Source organism: Ruegeria sp. CK1 (assembly GCF_056536545.1).
Genome location: NZ_JBQFPX010000001.1, coordinates 271,525 through 290,724 on the forward strand (window position 1 = coordinate 271,525; position 19,200 = coordinate 290,724).

Sequence of the window (19,200 nt, forward strand, 5' to 3'; positions counted from 1 at the left end):
TAGATAGCTTCCCCAAAAGTAGAGGGAAGTAAGTGAATTTCAGGTGTGATTCGCGCACCGTTTGAAGCCAGGAGTTGCGCATTGCCGCGCAGGATGCCCATAACCAGCTTGACCATCCGGTGAAATGCCGAAAGGGTCGCGTCGAACTGAAAAAGCCGGAGCAGATATGGCCAAGACGCCCCCGCCCTTTGCCCCATTTGAATGGAAAATCGCTTGGCGATACCTGCGCGCGCGCCGGGCCGAAGGTGGCGTAAGCGTGATGACTTGGATCTCTCTGATTGGGATTACGCTGGCTGTTTTTGCCCTGATTGCAACCTTGGCTGTACGATCCGGCTTTCGGTCAGAGTTTGTGGGTACAATTCTGGGTGCCAATGCGCATGTTACGGTTTACTCGGCAGGCAACATTGATGCGCAGGGCCGGTTAGACCGGACGATCGAGGGCTACGACGACGTCGCTGATCGCATTGCTCAGGTTCCCGGCGTAGAACGGGCAGCGCCATTGGTAAAAGGACAGGTGCTGATCACCAATCGCGACCGCAGTAGCGGGGTCGAGGTATTCGGCATTCAGCCGGATGACCTGCTGGACCTGCCGGGCGTTGCCGAAAGCGAGCAGGTGGTTGGGGACTTATCGCTGTTTCAGAACGGCGAAGACGTCATCGCCATCGGTTCAGGCGTTGCGCGCAGTATCGGGGCGACTGTGGGGGATACGGTCAAATTGACTTCGCCCAATGGTGTAAAGACGGCCTTCGGTACTTCACCGCGCGTGAATGCGTATCGTGTGGTCTATGTATTCTCAGCCGGTCGCTATGATATCGACCGCACCCGGGTCTATATGCCGTTCGAGCAGGCGCAGAGCTTCTTCAACCGGGAAGGCGTTGCGGATGAGATCGAGGTGATGGTTGATCGCCCGGAAGAATTGACACCGATCCTGATCCCGATCCTTGAGGCGGCGGGCGAGCGCAGCCAGATATGGACGTGGCAGGATGCCTCGGGCGGGTTCCTGCGCGCGTTGGAAGTCGAAGACAACGTGATGTTCATCATCCTTTCGATCCTGGTCTTGATCGCAGCAATGAACATTGTCTCGGGTTTGATCATGTTGGTGAAGAACAAGGGGCGCGATATCGGTATTCTGCGTACCATTGGTCTGAGTGAAGGATCAGTCCTGCGTGTATTCTTTATCTGTGGCGCGTTTACGGGGATTATCGGCACGGCGATGGGCGTTGTATTGGGATGCCTGTTTGCAATCTATATAGACCCGATTTTCTCATTCGTGAACTTTGTCATGGGCGGCGGGGTTTGGGATCCGTCCATTCGTGGCATCTATGCCCTGCCGGCCGAGTTACACCTGTCGGATGTGCTGAAGGCGATTGGACTGTCGTTGGGTCTGTCCTTCTTTGTCACCTACTTCCCCGCTCGCCGCGCGGCGCGGCTGAACCCGGTTGAGGCGCTGCGCTATGAATGATGTGACGATGCGGCTGAATGGTCTGACAAAGACCTATCTGAAAGGCACTCCGGGTGAGGTTCAGGTGCTGCGCGGTGCTGATCTTGAACTGCGCGCTGGCGAGGCGGTGGCACTGGTTGCGCCTTCTGGGGCGGGCAAGTCGACCCTGCTGCATATTGCGGGATTGCTGGACACACCAGATGGCGGTTCGGTCGAGATTGCGGGGCACAGCGTTAAGGGTAAAGGGGATCGTACCCGTACGGCCCTGCGGCGGCAGGACGTAGGGTTCGTCTATCAGTTCCACCATTTGCTGCCCGAGTTCACGGCCTTGGAAAACATCACCCTGCCACAGCTGGCCAATGGTGTTTCCGAGAAAACCGCGCAAGAGAGGGCGATGTCTCTGCTGGATCGCGTGGGCGTTGCGCCACGTGCGGATCACCGCCCCGCGGCCTTGTCTGGCGGTGAACAGCAGCGTGTTGCTTTCTGTAGGGCCTTGGCGAACAAGCCCCGTATTCTGTTAGCCGATGAGCCGACAGGGAATCTGGACCCCGAAACCTCGGATCAGGTGTTCGATGCCCTGATGGCGCTGGTGCGGGACGAGGGGCTCTCGGCGCTGATTGCCACGCATAACATGGACCTAGCTGCGCGGATGGATCGCAAACTGCGTTTGGAAGGTGGAATGCTCAAGCCAGTTGAGTGATGGCGACCCCCGCTGCCATAACCGCAATACCGCCCGCACGGACCCAAGTTAAAGGTGTGATTTGGGCACCAAATAGCCCGAAGTGGTCAATGGCTGCGGTGCTGATAAGCTGACCCAGAAGCACGAAGAACACCGCGTTTCCAACACCGAAATGTGGCGCCACATGGGTGATGGATAGGACGTAGAAGGCAATCAACACGCCTGCCAGCAGCAGGTGTTTGGGTGCTTGTGCAACTTTAACCAGCGCCCCCAACCCTGGGAAAACCAACATCACCAGCGCGGAAGCTCCGAACGCGATGGCGAACAGGACAACGGCTGCCGTGGTCGGGGACCCAATAAGTTTCCCGAGAGCGGCGTTCAGCGCTGCAAGGATCGGAACGCCAATCCCCGCGGCCAGCATGATGGCTGCGTATTGTGTCATTGCCCATATCCTCCTGCTCTTCGTTGATCTGGATCATTGCGCCAAGACACCCGGCGGGCAAGCCTGCAAATGTCAAGCGTGACAGGAGGATGCAATGATCAGACCGCTTAAGACGGCAATTTCAGTTGGGGTGTTTGTGGTGGCCTCGCAGGTTGCAGCACAGGACGTGGATACCGGGGCTGAGCTGTACCGGCATTATTGCGCTACTTGCCACGGGATCGACGCAACTGGTCATGGCCCGATGGCGGGTGTGTTGGTTGTTCAGCCGGTCGACCTGACCAAATTGGTAGATGAGAACGGTGTTTTTCCGGTAGCCCGTGTTGTGGCGCGAATTGACGGTCGCGACCCGCTGGTGAGCCATGGTAGCCCGATGCCGGTCTATGGTCCGTATTTCGACGGGCAGGATACCTCGATGAAAACACCCGAGGGGCAGCCGATTTTGACCAGCCAGCCGATAGTGGATCTGGTTGCTTATCTCGAAACTCTTCAAGGGCAATAGACCCTAGCGACAAATGTCTTCAATTTCCGCACCGCCCCAAGGGATTACGATATCGCGTTCGCGTGGCTGGTCGGGCAGTTGGGACAAATCGAAATGCGCGCCAAGCATGTCATGTAGGCGCTGGGTGCGGGGGGCCTGCGGGTCTAACGCCCGACAACAGACATACTCTTCGACAATCGCGCCTTGCTGTTCAAAGCCGTAAGATAGAAAGTCAGGCGATGTTTCCAGATCGAATAAGTAGGGGTCTTTGCCGCCGCTGTGCTCTGCAGCGGCCCGTAACGGGTGATACCCGGTGACTTTTCGATTCTGCCATTGCCAGACATGGGTCAGTTCATGCGCCAGCAACATGGCCGCGATTAGATTCATCTGCTCGGGGAAGTCGGACATATAGTCTTCAAGATACCAGTCCTGCGTGAAATAGACTTTGTTGAACAACGCCACTGCCGCAGGTTTTCCAGTCACAACACCCTCTTCCGCAGGTGGTAGAATGCGTTCTCGGCAGGCAAGGCGGGGGCGGGATTGTCGATAATAGGTTATCGGCGCGACTGGTGCGCCTTCAACCAGGCGCACTCGGTCTAGGTCCAGCGTGTCACCCTGAACAGCACTCGCAAATTCGCGCTCCTGATCCGTAAGCGGACGACCGCAGGAGGCGAGCAGGAAAAATAACGTCATCAAAATGCGCCAAGCCATACTAAAAGCCTAATCTGATGCTTTCGCTCTGCAACTTGTTTTCAAAGACTCATAGCCAAAACGCGGCTTATTTCCGTCAGCGACCGCCCGGACTGATCCATCCATGTGTTGAAGGCGTCTTGCACGGCTGCCATCGCCTTTTTTGAGCTCGGAGCCTTGTCGACGACACCTTCGGCAATCAGGCGTGCAGTTACATCTTGCGATAGGATGAAACTGTCGCGCCCTGCAAACCGCATAGCGTATTGGGCCGAGGCCCCGCCAAGACGTGACCCGCGCTTGGCCAGCATTGCCAGCAGGCCAATGTAATCGGTCGAGGGCCAGCCTCCTAGAATTTTACCCACACCACCTTCCTGGCGCAGCTCCAACAAAAAGGCCGCATTGTCCCGAACAGTGGCGATCTTGGTGCCGTTACGCACGATGCGTTTGTCCTGCAATAGGGCGTCGAACTTCTCATCATCCATGAAGGCACAACGTCCAATATCGAACCCGTCAAAGGCGGTTTCGAACCCGTCCCACTTGTTTTCGATGACCTTCCAATTGAATCCGGCCTGAAAGATGCATTTTGTGATGATCGAAAGCCAACGATCGTCCGGCAGGGCGGCAAGTTCGACCGCGGTTTTGGGTTTGGTCAGTTTTGTCTCTAGGGCTTCAGGCCCACCGTGGCGATTGGCGGCCCAAGTGTAAATCTCGTCGAAATGGTGCATCGCTACCTCCGCAGTTAGGGTTGCCTGTTCCACGTTGGGTTGCAAGGTGCACTTGACGTTCCCGACAATTTTAAACGTGTCATCTCAGTTGATTTCGGACAAAGACCAAGCAGGCGGTGGGGCTTAAAGCGGGATCAGAACTGACGGAGGTTGCAATGCTGGGTTGGACCCTATTTCTTGCTGCATTGATCACTTTTCTTCTGACCCACGCCATCCCGGCGCAGCCCGCCGTGCGTGGCCGGCTGATCGAGATAATGGGGCGCAAGGGATATTTCGCAGCCTATTCCCTATTGTCCCTGCTGGTGCTGGGCTGGCTGATCGTAGCTGCAGCACAAGCGCCCTATGTCGAGGTCATTCCTCCGCTCACCGTCCTGCGCTGGGTTCCGCTGCTGGTCATGCCGGTGGTGTGCTGGCTCGCCGTGGCTGGACTGGCGACCCAGAACCCATTTTCTTTCGGTGGATTGGGGCATCGACCATTTGATCCGGATAAACCCGGTATCCTGAGGGTTACGCGCCACCCGCTTCTTGCGGCCTTGATGCTGTGGGCGCTCGCACATCTTTTGGGCAACGGAAGCTTATCGCATGTTCTTCTGTTCGGCCTGTTTGCTGGGTTCGCTGTTTGGGGTATGGCGTTGATCGACAAGCGAAAGGCGCGCGAAATGGGCATCGAGTGGACGCGCCTGTCACGAAACACGTCACGGTTTTCCTTGCGTATTCCATCTCCTTGGCCAAGTCTTTGGATCGGTATGGTTGCGCTTGCTGTCTTTGCCGTTCTGCTTCACCTGCACGCCTCTGTAATCGGCGTTTCGGCCTTGCCGTAACACGGGGAGTGGTCGGACCGGATTAAGCGTGCTATCTGCAATATCACACTTCAGACTATGAGGGTCTTTAAATGTATCTGGCCTATGTCACGACCACCGACCGCGGTGCGACCGATCGCTTGCTCAGCGCAGCTGCTGAACACCTTCTATCCAAGGGGGCCCGTCTGGCCGGGGTGGTGCAAACGAACACCGAATGCGTAGACAGCAGCAAGTGCGATATGGATGTTCGCGTTTTGCCTAACGTAGAAACCATTCGCATATCACAGTCGTTAGGTGAACATGCGCGGGGTTGTCGTCTGGATCCCGCAGCATTGGAGCAAGCTGTGGGCTTGGTTACCAAATCACTGGAAGATGCGCCGGAGCTTTTAATCATCAACAAGTTTGGCAAACATGAATCCGATGGTCGAGGTTTTCGCCCGGTAATTGCAGAGGCGCTTGCTCAGGACATCCCGGTACTGGTTGGTGTGAATGGCCTGAACGCCGAAAAGTTCCAGGCCTTCACTGATGGTGCAGCCGAGCAGATCGCGCCCGAACTAGAGGCTATTTCTGCATGGTTCGAGCGTGTCAATTCACAGCGCTCAGCCGCTGCGTGAAGAAACCTTCTGTCTCGTAAGTAACAGTAAGCCCCGGTCTTAGAAGAGTCGGGTGGGAGCAGCAAAAGCGGACTAGGTGTGCCAGGAAATCTCTCGTGCGCCCGAGTGTCAGGCGCCGCGTGATATATACCTGTCCATGTTCCTAAAAGGTTGCTCTAAGTGGTGCCTCATTGTTGCGCCTAAGTCAAAGTAACGCGGTTCTTACACTGCTCGTCGCGCCGCCGGTCTCGAGTCATTAGAAAATAGTTGATGAATCGGACATTTTACCGAATTAACTGCACATTGCGCATCGTAACCATCTTAGGAAGATGGTGGGCGACCCTGGAATCGAACCAGGCGTGCGTCTCCGCGAGGGAGTTACAGTCCCCTGCCACACCTTGCGGCCTGTCGCCCACTGTCAGGCGTTGCACCTGACGTGGAGGCGTGATTACTAGCGCCTTAAAGAAGCGTCAACAGGAAAATACTGCTTTGACGCAGGAAACCGAATTCCCGGCCCGGAGGCCCAAGAAATGAAGAAACCCAAGTGGGTCGTTGAAAAAGAACAGGCGCGTAAAGCAGCCGCTGCGGAAACCGTCTGGCTGTTCGGATTGCACGCTGTACGCGACGCGTTGATGAACCCGTACCGGCAAAAACTGCGCCTGATCGTGACGCGCAATGCGCGCGACAAACTGGTCGAAGCTATTGAATTTGCAGGGATTGAGGTCGAAATGGTTGATCCGCGTAAATTTACTGCGCCGATCGATCAGGGGTCAGTCCACCAAGGCGCGGCTCTTGAGGTTAAGCCGCTGGATTGGGGTGGTCTGGCTGAGAATTGCATTGGACGCGAACATCCCCGCGTGATTCTATTGGACCGCGTTACTGACCCACACAATGTCGGCGCGATTCTACGCTCGGCCGAGGTGCTGGGGGCCAGCGCCGTTATCGGTACACGGCATCACTCGGCGCCGGAGACGGGTGCGCTGGCTAAAACCGCGAGCGGCGCGTTGGAACGACAACCCTATCTGCGGGTTCGCAACTTGGCCGACGCAATCGTTGAAATGCAGGATATGGGATTCTTAGTTCTGGGGCTGGATGGCGAAGCTGATGAGACGATTGAAACAGCTCTGGACGGTAGACTGGATCGACCTGTGGCATTGGTGTTGGGGGCAGAGGGGCCGGGATTGCGGCAAAAAACCAAAGAAACAGTTGATCAGCTGGTGAAAATCGACGCAGCAGGCGGGTTTGGATCGCTTAACGTCTCAAATGCGGCTGCAATTGCCCTATATGCTTCCAGGCACAGATAGACAGGAGAGCGCCATTACCAGCCCGTCCAAAATCGCCACCTGCTGCTATTGCGGAACCCGCGCTGCGCTGGTTTTGAAAGGGCAGCAACGCCATGAGCTTAGCTGTTCCAGCTGCGGCGCACCGCTGCACGACCTTAAAATGGTTCCCAAGCGTAAATTGACTGAGAGCAAGTCCAAACGCGATTATTCAAAATCTCCGGCTGGTCATAAGAAAAAGAAGCAAAAAAAGAAAAAGAGTGTTTTCTCGCGCGTGATGGACGAGGCGTGGGATGTTATCGAAGACATCTTTGACTGACGTGGTATTCCCGCGACACAGGTGATCACAACCCCGTTAAATGGGGTTCAACTTGGGCTGAAAAATTGCATTTTGAGACCCTGATGTTTCTGAACCTGTATTCGCGATGCTGACTCGACGTTTTCTGCTGGGCCTATTGGCCGCCGCTCTGATCACTCCTGCTGTAAAAGCGCAGGAGAAAGCTATTTACTACGCGACCGACGGTGCCGCTATGGCCGGATTTGATGCGGTGTCCTACTTCAATGGTGGTGTACCGGTTCGAGGCCAAGCGGAATATGCTGTGGTTTGGAAAGGGGCGGAGTGGCACTTTGTAAATGCCGAAAATCGAGATGCCTTCGAACGCGATCCTCGTTCCTTTGCACCTCAATTCGGTGGTTATTGTGCGTATGCCATGGCGCAAGGTGTTCTTGTTAGTACTGATCCGATGGCCTGGCAGGTGATTGATGGCCGATTGTACCTGACCCATTCAGCCGAGGTTGAGCAGATGTGGCGCAAAGCGTCAGCCGAATACATTCGAATGGCCGAGGCACATTGGCCTGTTATCCTTTACGAAGAGTAGGCGATTTTCCGCTTTTTGTGACATGTCATCACAAAAGTGCGCGCGCCCTCTTTTTTTCTCTCAACTTATGCCTAAATGTCACAGTGACCGCGGAACGGAACTGCCGCGGGTCATTTCACTGTCCCTCGTTCCAACAACTGGCGCTCAGGTTCGACCTGGGCGCTTTTTTCTTTTGGGCGACCAGCATAGGGTGCAGGCATGACGAACTATTCTGATGCTTTCCTGAAAAACATTCTGCAGCGCACGAAAACTATCGCTGTGGTTGGCGTTTCAATGAATCCGGTCCGGCCCAGCTATTACGTGGCGCGTTATTTGTCGTTGAAAGGGTACACGGTTTTCCCAGTCAATCCAGGCCACACTGGGAAAAATCTATTTGGCCAAACAGTTCGGGCTTCTTTATCCGAAATATCCGAGCCAGTGGACATGGTCGACATCTTTCGCCGTTCCGAAGCCGTACCTCCGATTGTTGATGAAGCTCTGGCGGCCTTCCCGAATCTGCGCACGATCTGGATGCAGATCGGGGTCGAAAATGCGGATGCCGCCGCGACCGCGCAAGCAAAGGGGGTAGATGTCGTGATGAATCGGTGCCCCAAGATTGAATATCAGCGTCTGTTTGGGGAATTGCGTATGGGTGGGTTTGCTACGGGTGTTATATCGTCCAAGCTGTGAAAGCTAACCGCCAGCATATGGTAGCAATTCACCGTATTGTTCCACTCGGCGCTTTTCCAAGACAACCTCACGTGGCACCCATTCATATTTGGTGTCTTCCGTCAAAGGTGACCAGAACAGAACACCGCCGTAACGCCATGGGTCAAGCACCACTCCATCATACATCGTCTCGCCTCTGCGACTGATGATGGCGGTGCTGTGATCGATGCGAAACGGGTTATCTGCATTGGCGATAGCGCGGTGCAGTTCAAGCGTCTTGAAGTTCTCTTGTTGCAATCGACGTTCGATGTCTTCCGCCCAATGCCAGCAAAGTCCCCGTGGGCGTAGGCCCTTGTTGACCTTGGCATTGTGAATCAAGGGTGGGTCAGTGATCTCATACTCCTGCACCAGTTGCGCGGTATAGGAATAGGCAATACTGGCAGCGCGGTCGGCCTCTTCAGGGTCAATGTCAGGGCCCAGGCTGCGGATTTCAATGGCCAAGCGCTGTACTTCGTCCCCGGTTGATCGCGGTGCGGTTGCGCACGCTGACAGCGTGACAAGGGCCAGAACAATGGCCAAAGCTCTGATCATTCTTGCGCCCTTTGATCTGCGGACTGTGAAGCCTGATCATAGTGGCACACGCGAAAGGACGGAACCCCGTCGCTCACCCTTTGGGACGAGCGGCTTTTTCTGCGATACCGCTGATGCCTTGGCGGCGGACCAGTTCGGCCAGCACATCGTCCAGCGCCACGTCGCGCGCGGCAAGCATGACCAACAGGTGATACAATACATCTGCAGCCTCAGCCGTCAGACCTGCTTTGTCATCCTTGATGGCTTCGATAATGGCCTCTATGGCCTCTTCGCCAAATTTCTCGGCGCATTTTTCAGGACCTTTGGCAAGCAGCTTGGCGGTCCAGCTGGAGTCCGGGTCAGTTCCTTTGCGGGCCTCAATGGTTGCAGCCAAATCGTGGAGAATGCTCATGTCAACCTCATCGGGATGCCGGCAGCAGCCATGTGTTCCTTGGCCTCGCGGATACTGTATTCCCCGAAATGGAAGATCGAGGCGGCAAGGACCGCACTGGCCCCGCCTTCGGTGACGCCTTCGACAAGGTGGTCCAGATTTCCCACGCCACCCGAGGCGATCACCGGCACATCCACTGCGTCCGAAATTGCGCGCGTCAGAGGCAGGTTGAACCCCGCCTTGGTGCCGTCCCGATCCATCGATGTAAGCAGGATTTCCCCTGCGCCTTTGGCGACGACGGTTTTGGCAAACTCGACGGCATCGATGCCGGTCGGTTTGCGGCCACCGTGTGTGAAAATTTCCCACTTGCCAGGGCTCACGGTCTTGGCGTCAATGGCGCAGACGATGCATTGGCTGCCAAACTGATCGGCTGACTCAGCTATCACATCCGGATTTGCCACTGCGGCAGAGTTGAAGCTGACCTTGTCCGCGCCTGCCAGCAGCAGAGCGCGCACGTCATCCTTGGTGCGGACTCCGCCGCCGACGGTCAGCGGGACAAAGCACTGTTCTGCCGTGCGCTGCACCACATCGAACATTGTACCACGGTTTTCGTGAGTGGCGTGGATGTCCAAAAAACAAATCTCATCGGCACCAGCGGCATCATAGGCTTTGGCCGATTCCACCGGATCGCCTGCATCGCGCAAGCCGACAAAATTTACGCCCTTGACCACGCGGCCATCGGCGACGTCGAGACAGGGAATGATGCGGGTTTTCAGCATGGGTCATCCTTCGTTGCCGCACCTCTACCGGCAAACCCCCGCCGATGCCAGACTTGTGATTGTCACATCCCTCAATCACATGGAAACTGTCCCTAAATTCAACAGGAGATCAATAAGATGCGTAAACTCATTTTGACAACCGCTTTCGTAATTGGAGGAACTGTCGCAGCAATGGCCGACGATATCATTAAGGTGAACACCGACAAATCTGTGTCCGAGGCGCTTGATGCGCTGGAGACCGCAGTTGGCAATGCCGGTGCGACGGTTTTTGCCCGTATTGATCATGCGGCAGGGGCTGAAAAGGTTGGCCAGACCATCCCCGCCAATCAGGTGTTGATATTTGGCAACCCGGCGCTTGGCACGCCCGCCATGCAGATCGACCCACGCGCCGGGCTGTTCCTGCCGCTAAAGGTGCAGGCATACGAGGATGAGAACGGGCAGGTCTGGCTGGCCTATGAAGACCCAAAAGAGACCATGGACGAACTTGATGATGTTGAGAAATCGCCCGTCATCGAAAAGATGCGTGGCGCGCTGGCTAAGCTGACTTCGGTCGCGGCGCAGTAAGTTAACTCAGGGCGCGGATGGCCTCATTCAGGTCAATCGCGCCATCATAGAGCGCGCGGCCAGAGATTGCTCCGTTCAGTTCCACTCCGCAATCACGCAGGGCAATCAGGTCGTTCAGCGAGCTGACACCGCCAGAGGCAATCACCGGGATCGAAACTGCACGGGCCAAATCTGCAGTGGCCTCAATGTTTGGGCCCTGCATTGCTCCGTCACGATTGATATCTGTGTAAATGATCGCGGCGACGCCCGCGTCTTCAAAACTGCGGGCCAGGTCAGTGACCTGCACGTTGGTTTCCTCGGCCCAACCTTTCGTGGCGACCATGCCGTTACGCGCATCAATGCCGACAGCGACTTTGCCGGGGAAGGCTTTTGCGGCTTCGCGCACAAGATCGGGGTTCTCGACGGCCACGGTTCCGAGAATAACACGGGCAAGACCCTTTTCGATCCAAGTCTCAATCGTGGCCATATCGCGAATGCCACCGCCCAATTGGGCAGGTACGTCACAAGCCTCTAGTATCGCTTCGACCGGGGCAGCGTTGACCGGTTCGCCAGCGAAAGCGCCGTTCAAATCCACCAAGTGCAGCCATTCGCAACCAGCTTCGACAAAGGCACGGGCCTGCGCTGCCGGATCCTCGTTGAATACAGTGGCCTTGTCCATTTCACCACGCAGCAGGCGAACGGCGTTGCCGTCTTTGAGGTCGATGGCGGGGTAGAGGATCATCTTGGGCGGCCCTATATCAGTGTTACACGGGCGGCGTATCGCACAAGCGGGGCAGGGGATGCAACGCGACGCTAAGTCATTCTTGCCCGAAGCCGACCTCCGGGCCAAGGTGGGGGCAAAATAGGGAGAACATTATGAAGAAACTTCTACTTGCCGCAGGTTTCGCAAGTTTGGCGACAACGGCATTTGCGGATGACCCGGTTGATGGTCTGTGGAAGACACAACCCGGAGACACTGGGGGCTATCTGCACGTTTCCATTGCTGAATGCGGTAGCGCAATTTGCGGCACAATCGATAGTGCGTTTGACGGCAATGGCGACCAGCAGTTGGAATACGAAAATCTTGGGAAGCAGATCATCTGGGACATGGTGCCTGAGGGCGACGGCCAGTACGACAGCGGAAAGATTTGGGCACCGGATCGTGATAAAACCTACAATTCAAAAATGACGCTGGACAGCCAGAACCAATTGACCGTCAAGGGATGCGTTGCTGGTGGTCTGGTCTGCCGTGGGCAGACCTGGACACGCGTTCAGTAACGCTTAGGGCGTCCAGGTCAGGAAGTTCCCGATCATGCGCAGGCCCACATCCTGGCTTTTCTCGGGGTGGAACTGCATGCCAACCATCGTGTCACGGCCAATCACGGCCGTGACCTCTTGTCCATAATCCACGTACGCCAACCGCTGTGATGGGTCTTTTACCCGGAAATGGTAGGAATGGACGAAATACGTGTGATCGCCTGACTTAACACCTTCGAACACTGGGTGATCGCTTTCCAGCACCAGATCGTTCCAGCCCATATGCGGTACTTTCAGGGCGGACTCTGACGGCTCGATCCGAACCACGTCTCCAGCCACCCAATCCAAACCGTCAGTTTCGCTGTACTCATGGCCTTTTGAGGCCATCAGTTGCATGCCGACGCAGATACCCAGGAAGGGTCGCCCCTTTTGTTCCACCGCCTCGACCATTGCATCGTAGATTCCCTTGTGGCCGCGCAACTCGGTTGCACAAGCCGGAAATGCGCCATCACCGGGCAAAACCAGCCTGTCAGCCCGCGCGACAACGTCCGCATCCGAGGTCACGACGACTTGGCCTGCATCCATTTCACGCGCCATGCGTTGAAATGCCTTCTCGGCCGAATGCAGGTTGCCGCTCTCGTAGTCGATAATCGCGGTTAGCATTTACAGCGCGCCCTTGGTGGAAGGTATCGCGTCTGCCTTGCGAGGGTCAGTTTCCACCGCCAAACGCAAAGCACGGGCGACCGCCTTAAAAGCGGCCTCGGCAATGTGGTGGCTGTTGAAGCCGTGCAGCTGATCGATATGCAACGTGATGCCGCCATGGGTGCTGAGTGCCTGAAAGAACTCGCGCACCAATTCAGTATCAAAATTGCCGATCTTGGGTGTCGGCAGGTCCACGTTCCAGATCAGGAAGGAACGACCGGACAAGTCCAACGCGCAGCGCACCTGCGCGTCATCCATTGGCAGGTGGCACTCGCCATAGCGTCGAATGCCCTTCTTGTCGCCCAAGGCCTGCGTCAGCGCCTGACCCAGCGCGATACCGGTGTCTTCGACCGTGTGGTGATCGTCGATGTGGTAATCGCCCTTGGCGCGGATTGTCATATCGATCAGCGAATGACGTGCCAGTTGGTCAAGCATGTGGTCAAAGAACCCAACGCCGGTCTGGTTGTCATAAGTGCCGGAGCCATCCAGATTGACCTCGACCGAAATCTCGGTCTCGGCGGTCTGACGGCTGATCTTTGCGCTGCGCATGGGCGAATTCCTTTTGCTTCAGACGCGCTTATAGACGGGGTTGGGGCGGCTTATCCAGACCGCACATGGCATTCAGTGCAAACTGTTGCAGGGGATTGCACCCGAGCGCGGCCCATGCCAGCCTGCGGTCAATTCAACAATCAAGGCTCGGCCCATGTCCACCTGCGTATTCATTCAAATCCGCTGCAAACCCGGCACCACTTACAAGGTGGCCGAGGAGATCGCCCTACGTGAAATCCATTCCGAACTGTATTCGACCAGCGGGGAGTACGACCTGCTGCTAAAGCTCTACATTCCCGAAGCCGAGGATGTGGGACATTTCATCAATGAAAACCTGCTGGTGATCCCAGGTATTGAACGGTCGCTGACAACGATGACATTCAAGGCCTTCTAACCCAATTCAAACGTGGTCACGCCGAAGATGCGCTCTATGTCGATATCTGGTTGGTGATCCGAATACATCCGCGCCGTTTCAAACACTTTATCCAGCCCAAGTTCGCCGGCCAAAGCGAAGGCTGACGCGTTGGGCTGGGGCATATCCACGAAAATCTCGTGCTCGTTGTGGTCCTCTGGGATGGCGGTCAAAAGCGCCCCCAGCAAAGCCCGCGCAATTTCGGTTGTGTCCGCAAACAGGGGGCCAACCTTATACCCGGTGAGGCAGGGACGCAGTGTTGCGTAGCCTCTGATCCTGCCGTTTTCGGTATAAAGCTTCGACACATGGCTATAGGCGCTCAGCCAGCTTTCCAGAAACAGATCGCGTGGCGCGGGGAACAGCTCGCGGTCATAAGCTTTCAGTTCCTCCGACAGAATACTTAGATCAGTAATGTGTTCATTTGGTTTGCTGCTCAGCTTGTTCAGCATTCGAGTTTTCGTGCCGAAAAAGCGATAGTTGTTATAGGCAAATGTGAAGCCGGATTTGCGATAATTGTCCTGCTGCTCGACCACGCCATCCAGCCCCATGTTGCGTCCTTCGCAATGGGCCAGTGCATACTGCGAAATCTCGAGCCCATGACCGTGATGCCGGAACTCGGGTTTTACGATGTAGAAGCCGAGGAATGAGAACGCATCATCGTAGTTCACCGCCGAAACGGATGAGATCATCTCGCCATCCAGAAACCCGCCAAAAAAACCGTCAGGGTCTGTCGGGCGAAAGCATTTGGCGTCATGCACACCGGGGTTCCACCCCTCGCGACCCGCCCAATCCACGGCGTGTTCGACTTCGGCGGCGGTAAGGGGGCGAATGACACATTCCGACATGGGCGAATTCCGTGCATGATTGAAATCATGGCCAGAATGGCGCAACCGCCGCGAAAGAACCAGTGTGATTGGGAAGATCTGTATCTGGAGCGGGCGAGGCGATTCGAACGCCCGACCCTAACCTTGGCAAGGTTATGCTCTACCCCTGAGCTACGCCCGCATCAGATACATATGTGGTCCGAGGACCTCTCAATGGAGCGGGCGAGGCGATTCGAACGCCCGACCCTAACCTTGGCAAGGTTATGCTCTACCCCTGAGCTACGCCCGCGCCGTTGAGTGAGGAGGGATGTATAAATTCCCACGCGGCCCTGCAAGCGGAAAAGCACAAAAGGGTGCAAAAATATTTCGACGGAATTCGGCCCGCTGTGCGTTCAATACTCATAACGTCAGATAATAAGAGGGTTCGAGGAGGAGAAATGGCAAAATCTGCAGATATTAAGATGGCGGTGCTGGCCGTGCTAATTGTGCTGACTTCCGTGATCTGTGCACCCAAGGAAGAACGGCTGGGCGAAGTTGAACCCCAGCTGATGAAAGCTCCACTGATCGAGACGCGGGTCTTGGCGGGATAATCCCGCCAACTGCTTATAGCGCGAGGATGAGATTCGCGATCGCCGCCACCAGAATCGCTGCGAAGGTTAGCAACATCCCGACCTGGCGCAGAACAACAATCTGTGGGCTGCGGCCAAACCCATAGGCGTGCATCAGGCGCCCGACTAACAGGCACATTCCCAGCAGGTTCAGTAACAGCACGCCTGCGCCTTGCAATTCCACCATGGCGATCAGCAACAAAGCAAAGGGTGCATATTCGACAAAGTTGGAATGTGTCCGCATCACTTTGAGCATGTTTGAATTGCCGCCATCACCATAGGAAATCCTGTCGCTGCGGCGCTGGCTGATGACTTTGAAACTGAGCACAACATAAAGAATTGCCAGCAAAGCGGCGTAGATTGGGGTTACCGACAGCATCGTGTTCCTCCTTTGCGCAAAAAAGGCCGCTCGGTTCCCCGAGCGGCCCCCTTTAAGTCTTTAAGTTTATGCCGTTTATTCCAGTTCGACCAGCAGATCCTTTGCATCAATCTGACCGCCCGGCTGAACGTGGACGGCCTTAACCGTCGCGTCGCGCTCGGCGTGGATGCCGGTTTCCATTTTCATCGCTTCGATTGTCAGCAGCATGTCGCCTTCCTTGACCTGCTGTCCGGTGGTTACTGCAACAGTAGCCACCACGCCGGGCATTGGTGCGCCGACATGGTCTGGGTTACCCGCTTCGGCTTTTGGCCGCGCCTGAGTGGACGAGGTTACCATGCGGTTTGGTACCCGGATTACACGGGGCTGACCGTTAAGTTCGAAGAAGACTTTGACCTCGCCCTTCTCATCGGTCTCACCGATGGCCTGACAGCGGATTTCCAGCGTCTTGCCCGGGTCGATCTCGGCGGTGATTTCTTCCCCCGGCTCCATACCGTAAAAGAAGGTGCGTGTGGGCAGGGTGCGGACCGGACCGTAGACCCGGTGACGACCCATGTAGTCCAGGAATACCTTGGGGTACATGAGGTAGCCGTTCAGGTCTTCGTCATCGACCTCTTTGCCTTCCAACTGCAGCGAGAGCTCAGAGCGGGCGGCTTCCAGATCGACCGGAGCGACGTGTTTGCCGGGGCGCTCGGTATTTGGTACTTCGTCCTTCAGCACTTTTTTGATGAGTGTGTCGGGGAACCCGCCCGGAGGCTGTCCCAGATTCCCACGCATCATGTCTGCGACCGAGTCAGGGAAAGCCACATCGGTCGAAGGGCTCTCTACGTCCTCGCGCGTCAAGCCCTGGCTGACCATCATCAATGCCATGTCACCAACCACTTTGGACGACGGTGTCACTTTCACGATGTCACCGAACATCTGGTTCACGTCGGCATACATCTGAGCGACCTCGTGCCAACGTTCTTCAAGACCCAAACTCCGCGCCTGCGCCTTGAGGTTGGTGAACTGACCGCCGGGCATCTCATGCAGATAAACTTCTGACGCGGGGGCTTGAAGGCTGGATTCGAAGGCCGCGTATTGGCCGCGGACCGCTTCAAAATAGTCGCTGATTTCGCGGATCGCTTTGATGTCCAAACCGGTGTCGCGCTCAGTATGGCGCAGCGCCTCAACTACAGTGCCGAGGGTTGCTTGCGAGGTGTTGCCCGAGAAGCTGTCCATCGCGCAATCCACGGCGTCCACACCCGCCTCGGAGGCCGCCAGAATGGTCGCACTGGCGATGCCCGCGGTGTCGTGCGTATGGAAGTGGATCGGAAGTCCGACTTCTTCTTTCAGAGCGCGTATCAAGATCCTGGCAGAGGCCGGTTTCAGCAAACCTGCCATGTCTTTAAGGCCCAGAACGTGTGCACCGGCGTCGCGAAGCTCTTTCGCCATGCCCACATAGTATTTCAGGTCATACTTGGCACGGTCGGGGTCAAGGATGTCACCGGTATAACAAACGGTGCCTTCACAGATCTTGCCATTCTCAACGACTGCATCCATGGCAACGCGCATGTTCTCAACCCAGTTTAACGAGTCGAAAACGCGGAATACGTCGATTTTCTTGGACGCCTGTCGGACGAACTCCTGCACCACGTTGTCGGGGTAGTTGGTGTATCCGACCCCGTTTGCACCACGCAGCAGCATCTGGGTCATCAGGTTTGGCATCGCCTCGCGAAGATCGCGCAATCGCTGCCAAGGGCATTCCTGCAAAAAGCGATAGGCCACGTCGAATGTTGCACCGCCCCAGCACTCAACCGAGAACAACTGGGGGAGGTTCGCCGCGTAGCTGGGCGCCACCTTGATCATGTCGATTGACCGCATCCGGGTTGCCAGCAGCGACTGGTGGCCGTCGCGCATGGTGGTGTCGGTAATCAGCAACTGACGCTGCGCCTTCATCCAATCAGCAACCGCCTGCGGGCCTTTCTGCTCAAGCAGGTTTCTTGTGCCCATTTGCGGCTCGGCCTTAGACGCAGGGGGCTTGGCGTCTTTCAGGTCAGCACGAGGTTTCGGGCGGTCCTTGGTCTCGGGATGGCCGTTCACCGTGATGTCGGCAATGTAGGTCAGAACCTTGGTTCCTCGGTCGCGGCGACGTTTGAAGGCAAACAGGTCCGGCGTCGTGTCGATGAACTTGGTGGTGTATTCATTCGACAAGAAAGTCGGGTGTTTCAGCAGGTTGATGACAAAATCGATATTGGTGCTGACACCGCGAATTCGGAACTCGCGCAACGCCCGGTCCATTCGCGCGATTGCCATGTCCGGGGTCGGAGCCCATGCGGTGACCTTGGTCAGAAGCGAGTCGTAGTACCGAGTAATAACACCGCCGGAATAAGCCGTGCCGCCATCCAAGCGGATGCCCATACCCGTTGCTTCGCGATAGGCCGTGATGCGGCCGTAATCTGGAATAAAGTTGTTCTGCGGATCCTCGGTCGTGATCCGGGTCTGGAGGGCGTGGCCGTTCAGATGCACATCAGCTTGGCTTGCGGCACCAGTTGCCTCGGCCAGAGACTTGCCCTCGGCAATCAGGATCTGGGCCTGAACGATGTCAATGCCCGTGACTTCTTCGGTGACGGTGTGTTCCACTTGCACACGAGGGTTTACCTCGATGAAGTAGAAATTACCGGTTTCCATATCCATCAGGAACTCGACAGTTCCCGCGCATTCATAGTTCACATGGGCGCAGATTTTGCGGCCAAGTTCACAGATTTCAGCGCGCTGCTCATCCGACAAATACGGGGCAGGGGCGCGTTCGACAACTTTCTGGTTGCGGCGCTGGACCGAACAATCCCGTTCATAGAGGTGATAAATATCACCCTGTTTGTCGCCCAGAATCTGAACCTCTACGTGGCGGGCACGGGTGATCATCTTTTCCAGATAACCTTCGCCATTGCCAAAGGCGGCCTCGGCCTCGCGGCGGCCTTCCAGAACCTTTTCTTCCAGCTCACTTTCAGACTCGATCGGGCGCATCCCGCGCCCGCCGCCGCCCCAGCTGGCTTTCAACATCAGCGGATATCCGATTTCCGCGGCCTCTGCCCGGATGGCGTCCATGTCATCGCCAAGCACCTCGGTCGCCGGAATGACCGGCACTCCAGCTTCAATGGCAACACGCCGCGCGCTGGCCTTGTCGCCTAGGGCGCGCATGGTTTCAGCCCTGGGACCGATGAAGGTGATACCGTTCTGAACGCAGGCATCCACAAAGTCCGGGTTTTCGGACAGCAAGCCGTAACCGGGGTGGATGGCGTCCGCGCCGCTCTCTTTGGCGACGCGAATGATCTCGTCAATCGATAGGTAAGCGGCAACCGGGCCCATGCCTTCGCCGATGCGGTAAGCTTCGTCAGCCTTAAATCGGTGCAGGCCCAGCTTATCTTCCTCAGCGAAAACGGCGACGGTGCGTTTGCCCATCTCGTTTGCTGCGCGCATAACGCGAATGGCAATCTCGCCGCGATTGGCGATCAGGATCTTTTTGAAGTCGGTCATTTGCGGTCCCGGTCTTGGT

Annotated in this window: 25 protein-coding genes and 3 tRNA genes; 13 read left to right on the forward strand and 15 right to left on the reverse strand. The window is 56.4% G+C overall.

The annotated features are described in order from the left end of the window. Positions 1 to 166: 166 nt before the first annotated feature. Positions 167 to 1,462: a lipoprotein-releasing ABC transporter permease subunit gene (locus tag ACR0L3_RS01340; protein WP_480743035.1), complete on the forward strand. Its 1,296-nt coding sequence runs from the start codon at positions 167 to 169 to the stop codon at positions 1,460 to 1,462. Continuing rightward, the gene (locus ACR0L3_RS01345; protein WP_480743037.1) at positions 1,455 to 2,141 is read left to right on the forward strand and encodes an ABC transporter ATP-binding protein; all 687 of its coding nucleotides are present in this window, start codon (positions 1,455 to 1,457) and stop codon (positions 2,139 to 2,141) included. Before ACR0L3_RS01340 ends, ACR0L3_RS01345 begins: the two co-directional genes overlap by 8 nt. On the opposite strand, the gene ACR0L3_RS01350 is transcribed toward ACR0L3_RS01345, so the two are convergent. After that, the gene (locus ACR0L3_RS01350; protein WP_480743039.1) at positions 2,125 to 2,562 is read right to left on the reverse strand and encodes a DMT family transporter; all 438 of its coding nucleotides are present in this window, start codon (positions 2,560 to 2,562) and stop codon (positions 2,125 to 2,127) included. The genes ACR0L3_RS01345 and ACR0L3_RS01350 overlap by 17 nt on opposite strands. A gap of 94 nt (positions 2,563 to 2,656) precedes the next feature. On the opposite strand from ACR0L3_RS01350, the gene ACR0L3_RS01355 reads away from it, so the two are divergent. Next, positions 2,657 to 3,061, forward strand: coding sequence for a c-type cytochrome (locus tag ACR0L3_RS01355; RefSeq protein WP_480743040.1), 405 nt, complete (start codon positions 2,657 to 2,659; stop codon positions 3,059 to 3,061). 3 nt (positions 3,062 to 3,064) lie between these two features. On the opposite strand, the gene ACR0L3_RS01360 is transcribed toward ACR0L3_RS01355, so the two are convergent. Beyond that, positions 3,065 to 3,751, reverse strand: coding sequence for a hypothetical protein (locus ACR0L3_RS01360; protein ID WP_480743042.1), 687 nt, complete (start codon positions 3,749 to 3,751; stop codon positions 3,065 to 3,067). A 41-nt stretch (positions 3,752 to 3,792) separates the two neighbouring features. Further along, a complete protein-coding gene (locus tag ACR0L3_RS01365; RefSeq protein ID WP_480743043.1) occupies positions 3,793 to 4,455 on the reverse strand; it encodes a DNA-3-methyladenine glycosylase I in 663 nt (220 codons plus the stop codon). 155 nt (positions 4,456 to 4,610) lie between these two features. On the opposite strand from ACR0L3_RS01365, the gene ACR0L3_RS01370 reads away from it, so the two are divergent. Next, positions 4,611 to 5,276, forward strand: a complete 666-nt coding sequence (locus ACR0L3_RS01370) for an NnrU family protein (protein WP_480743044.1) — start codon at positions 4,611 to 4,613, stop codon at positions 5,274 to 5,276. Positions 5,277 to 5,347: 71 nt separating this feature from the next. Continuing rightward, entirely contained in the window at positions 5,348 to 5,869 is a 522-nt protein-coding gene (locus tag ACR0L3_RS01375) for a DUF2478 domain-containing protein (RefSeq protein WP_480743046.1), read from the forward strand. 309 nt (positions 5,870 to 6,178) lie between these two features. On the opposite strand, the gene ACR0L3_RS01380 is transcribed toward ACR0L3_RS01375, so the two are convergent. Next, positions 6,179 to 6,262: transfer RNA gene (locus tag ACR0L3_RS01380), tRNA-Tyr, on the reverse strand. Positions 6,263 to 6,378: 116 nt separating this feature from the next. On the opposite strand from ACR0L3_RS01380, the gene rlmB reads away from it, so the two are divergent. The 4 genes from rlmB to ACR0L3_RS01400 all read left to right on the forward strand — a co-directional run bounded on the left by rlmB (position 6,379) and on the right by ACR0L3_RS01400 (position 8,675). Next, the gene (gene rlmB / locus ACR0L3_RS01385; protein WP_480743047.1) at positions 6,379 to 7,152 is read left to right on the forward strand and encodes a 23S rRNA (guanosine(2251)-2'-O)-methyltransferase RlmB; all 774 of its coding nucleotides are present in this window, start codon (positions 6,379 to 6,381) and stop codon (positions 7,150 to 7,152) included. Continuing rightward, positions 7,133 to 7,447 carry a hypothetical protein gene (locus tag ACR0L3_RS01390; RefSeq protein WP_480744640.1) on the forward strand — a complete coding sequence of 105 codons (315 nt, stop codon included), beginning with the start codon at positions 7,133 to 7,135 and terminating at the stop codon, positions 7,445 to 7,447. Before rlmB ends, ACR0L3_RS01390 begins: the two co-directional genes overlap by 20 nt. Before the next feature lie 106 nt (positions 7,448 to 7,553). Then, the gene (locus ACR0L3_RS01395; protein ID WP_480743049.1) at positions 7,554 to 8,006 is read left to right on the forward strand and encodes a YHS domain-containing (seleno)protein; all 453 of its coding nucleotides are present in this window, start codon (positions 7,554 to 7,556) and stop codon (positions 8,004 to 8,006) included. A gap of 198 nt (positions 8,007 to 8,204) precedes the next feature. Further along, the gene (locus tag ACR0L3_RS01400) at positions 8,205 to 8,675 is read left to right on the forward strand and encodes a CoA-binding protein (RefSeq protein WP_480743050.1); all 471 of its coding nucleotides are present in this window, start codon (positions 8,205 to 8,207) and stop codon (positions 8,673 to 8,675) included. 3 nt (positions 8,676 to 8,678) lie between these two features. Here ACR0L3_RS01400 and ACR0L3_RS01405 read toward each other — a convergent pair whose 3' ends face one another. The 3 genes from ACR0L3_RS01405 to hisF all read right to left on the reverse strand — a co-directional run bounded on the left by ACR0L3_RS01405 (position 8,679) and on the right by hisF (position 10,394). Continuing rightward, a complete protein-coding gene (locus ACR0L3_RS01405) occupies positions 8,679 to 9,245 on the reverse strand; it encodes a hypothetical protein (protein ID WP_480743051.1) in 567 nt (188 codons plus the stop codon). A gap of 73 nt (positions 9,246 to 9,318) precedes the next feature. Then, positions 9,319 to 9,636 carry a phosphoribosyl-ATP diphosphatase gene (locus tag ACR0L3_RS01410; protein WP_480743053.1) on the reverse strand — a complete coding sequence of 106 codons (318 nt, stop codon included), beginning with the start codon at positions 9,634 to 9,636 and terminating at the stop codon, positions 9,319 to 9,321. Continuing rightward, complete coding sequence (gene hisF / locus ACR0L3_RS01415) at positions 9,633 to 10,394, reverse strand: imidazole glycerol phosphate synthase subunit HisF (protein ID WP_480743054.1); 762 nt, start codon at positions 10,392 to 10,394, stop codon at positions 9,633 to 9,635. The genes ACR0L3_RS01410 and hisF overlap by 4 nt, the downstream gene beginning before the upstream one ends. 117 nt (positions 10,395 to 10,511) lie before the next feature. Here hisF and ACR0L3_RS01420 point away from each other — a divergent pair, with 117 nt between their 5' ends. After that, positions 10,512 to 10,958 carry a DUF302 domain-containing protein gene (locus tag ACR0L3_RS01420; RefSeq protein ID WP_480743056.1) on the forward strand — a complete coding sequence of 149 codons (447 nt, stop codon included), beginning with the start codon at positions 10,512 to 10,514 and terminating at the stop codon, positions 10,956 to 10,958. Position 10,959: 1 nt separating this feature from the next. On the opposite strand, the gene hisA is transcribed toward ACR0L3_RS01420, so the two are convergent. Beyond that, positions 10,960 to 11,679, reverse strand: a complete 720-nt coding sequence (gene hisA / locus ACR0L3_RS01425) for a 1-(5-phosphoribosyl)-5-[(5-phosphoribosylamino)methylideneamino]imidazole-4-carboxamide isomerase (RefSeq protein ID WP_480743058.1) — start codon at positions 11,677 to 11,679, stop codon at positions 10,960 to 10,962. Between the two features lie 134 nt (positions 11,680 to 11,813). Here hisA and ACR0L3_RS01430 point away from each other — a divergent pair, with 134 nt between their 5' ends. After that, positions 11,814 to 12,215 carry a DUF2147 domain-containing protein gene (locus ACR0L3_RS01430; RefSeq protein WP_480743059.1) on the forward strand — a complete coding sequence of 134 codons (402 nt, stop codon included), beginning with the start codon at positions 11,814 to 11,816 and terminating at the stop codon, positions 12,213 to 12,215. A 3-nt stretch (positions 12,216 to 12,218) separates the two neighbouring features. On the opposite strand, the gene hisH is transcribed toward ACR0L3_RS01430, so the two are convergent. Further along, complete coding sequence (gene hisH / locus ACR0L3_RS01435) at positions 12,219 to 12,857, reverse strand: imidazole glycerol phosphate synthase subunit HisH (RefSeq protein ID WP_480743061.1); 639 nt, start codon at positions 12,855 to 12,857, stop codon at positions 12,219 to 12,221. After that, positions 12,858 to 13,445, reverse strand: coding sequence for an imidazoleglycerol-phosphate dehydratase HisB (hisB, locus tag ACR0L3_RS01440; protein ID WP_480743063.1), 588 nt, complete (start codon positions 13,443 to 13,445; stop codon positions 12,858 to 12,860). A gap of 154 nt (positions 13,446 to 13,599) precedes the next feature. Here hisB and ACR0L3_RS01445 point away from each other — a divergent pair, with 154 nt between their 5' ends. Next, positions 13,600 to 13,839, forward strand: coding sequence for an Lrp/AsnC family transcriptional regulator (locus ACR0L3_RS01445; RefSeq protein ID WP_170769191.1), 240 nt, complete (start codon positions 13,600 to 13,602; stop codon positions 13,837 to 13,839). Here ACR0L3_RS01445 and ACR0L3_RS01450 read toward each other — a convergent pair. The 3 genes from ACR0L3_RS01450 to ACR0L3_RS01460 all read right to left on the reverse strand — a co-directional run bounded on the left by ACR0L3_RS01450 (position 13,836) and on the right by ACR0L3_RS01460 (position 14,970). Further along, positions 13,836 to 14,702 carry a GNAT family N-acetyltransferase gene (locus tag ACR0L3_RS01450; protein WP_480743065.1) on the reverse strand — a complete coding sequence of 289 codons (867 nt, stop codon included), beginning with the start codon at positions 14,700 to 14,702 and terminating at the stop codon, positions 13,836 to 13,838. The two genes, ACR0L3_RS01445 and ACR0L3_RS01450, sit on opposite strands and share 4 nt — an antisense overlap. A gap of 85 nt (positions 14,703 to 14,787) precedes the next feature. Continuing rightward, positions 14,788 to 14,862: transfer RNA gene (locus ACR0L3_RS01455), tRNA-Gly, on the reverse strand. Between the two features lie 33 nt (positions 14,863 to 14,895). After that, a tRNA-Gly gene (locus ACR0L3_RS01460) sits at positions 14,896 to 14,970 on the reverse strand. 148 nt (positions 14,971 to 15,118) lie between these two features. Between ACR0L3_RS01460 and ACR0L3_RS01465 the strand changes: the two genes are divergently transcribed. Then, entirely contained in the window at positions 15,119 to 15,271 is a 153-nt protein-coding gene (locus ACR0L3_RS01465; protein ID WP_480743066.1) for a hypothetical protein, read from the forward strand. A gap of 13 nt (positions 15,272 to 15,284) precedes the next feature. Here ACR0L3_RS01465 and ACR0L3_RS01470 read toward each other — a convergent pair whose 3' ends face one another. Next, on the reverse strand, positions 15,285 to 15,668 hold the full coding sequence (locus ACR0L3_RS01470; protein WP_480743068.1) for an MAPEG family protein: 384 nt from the start codon (positions 15,666 to 15,668) through the stop codon (positions 15,285 to 15,287). A gap of 75 nt (positions 15,669 to 15,743) precedes the next feature. After that, on the reverse strand, positions 15,744 to 19,181 hold the full coding sequence (locus ACR0L3_RS01475) for a pyruvate carboxylase (protein WP_480743069.1): 3,438 nt from the start codon (positions 19,179 to 19,181) through the stop codon (positions 15,744 to 15,746). Positions 19,182 to 19,200: the final 19 nt, after the last annotated feature.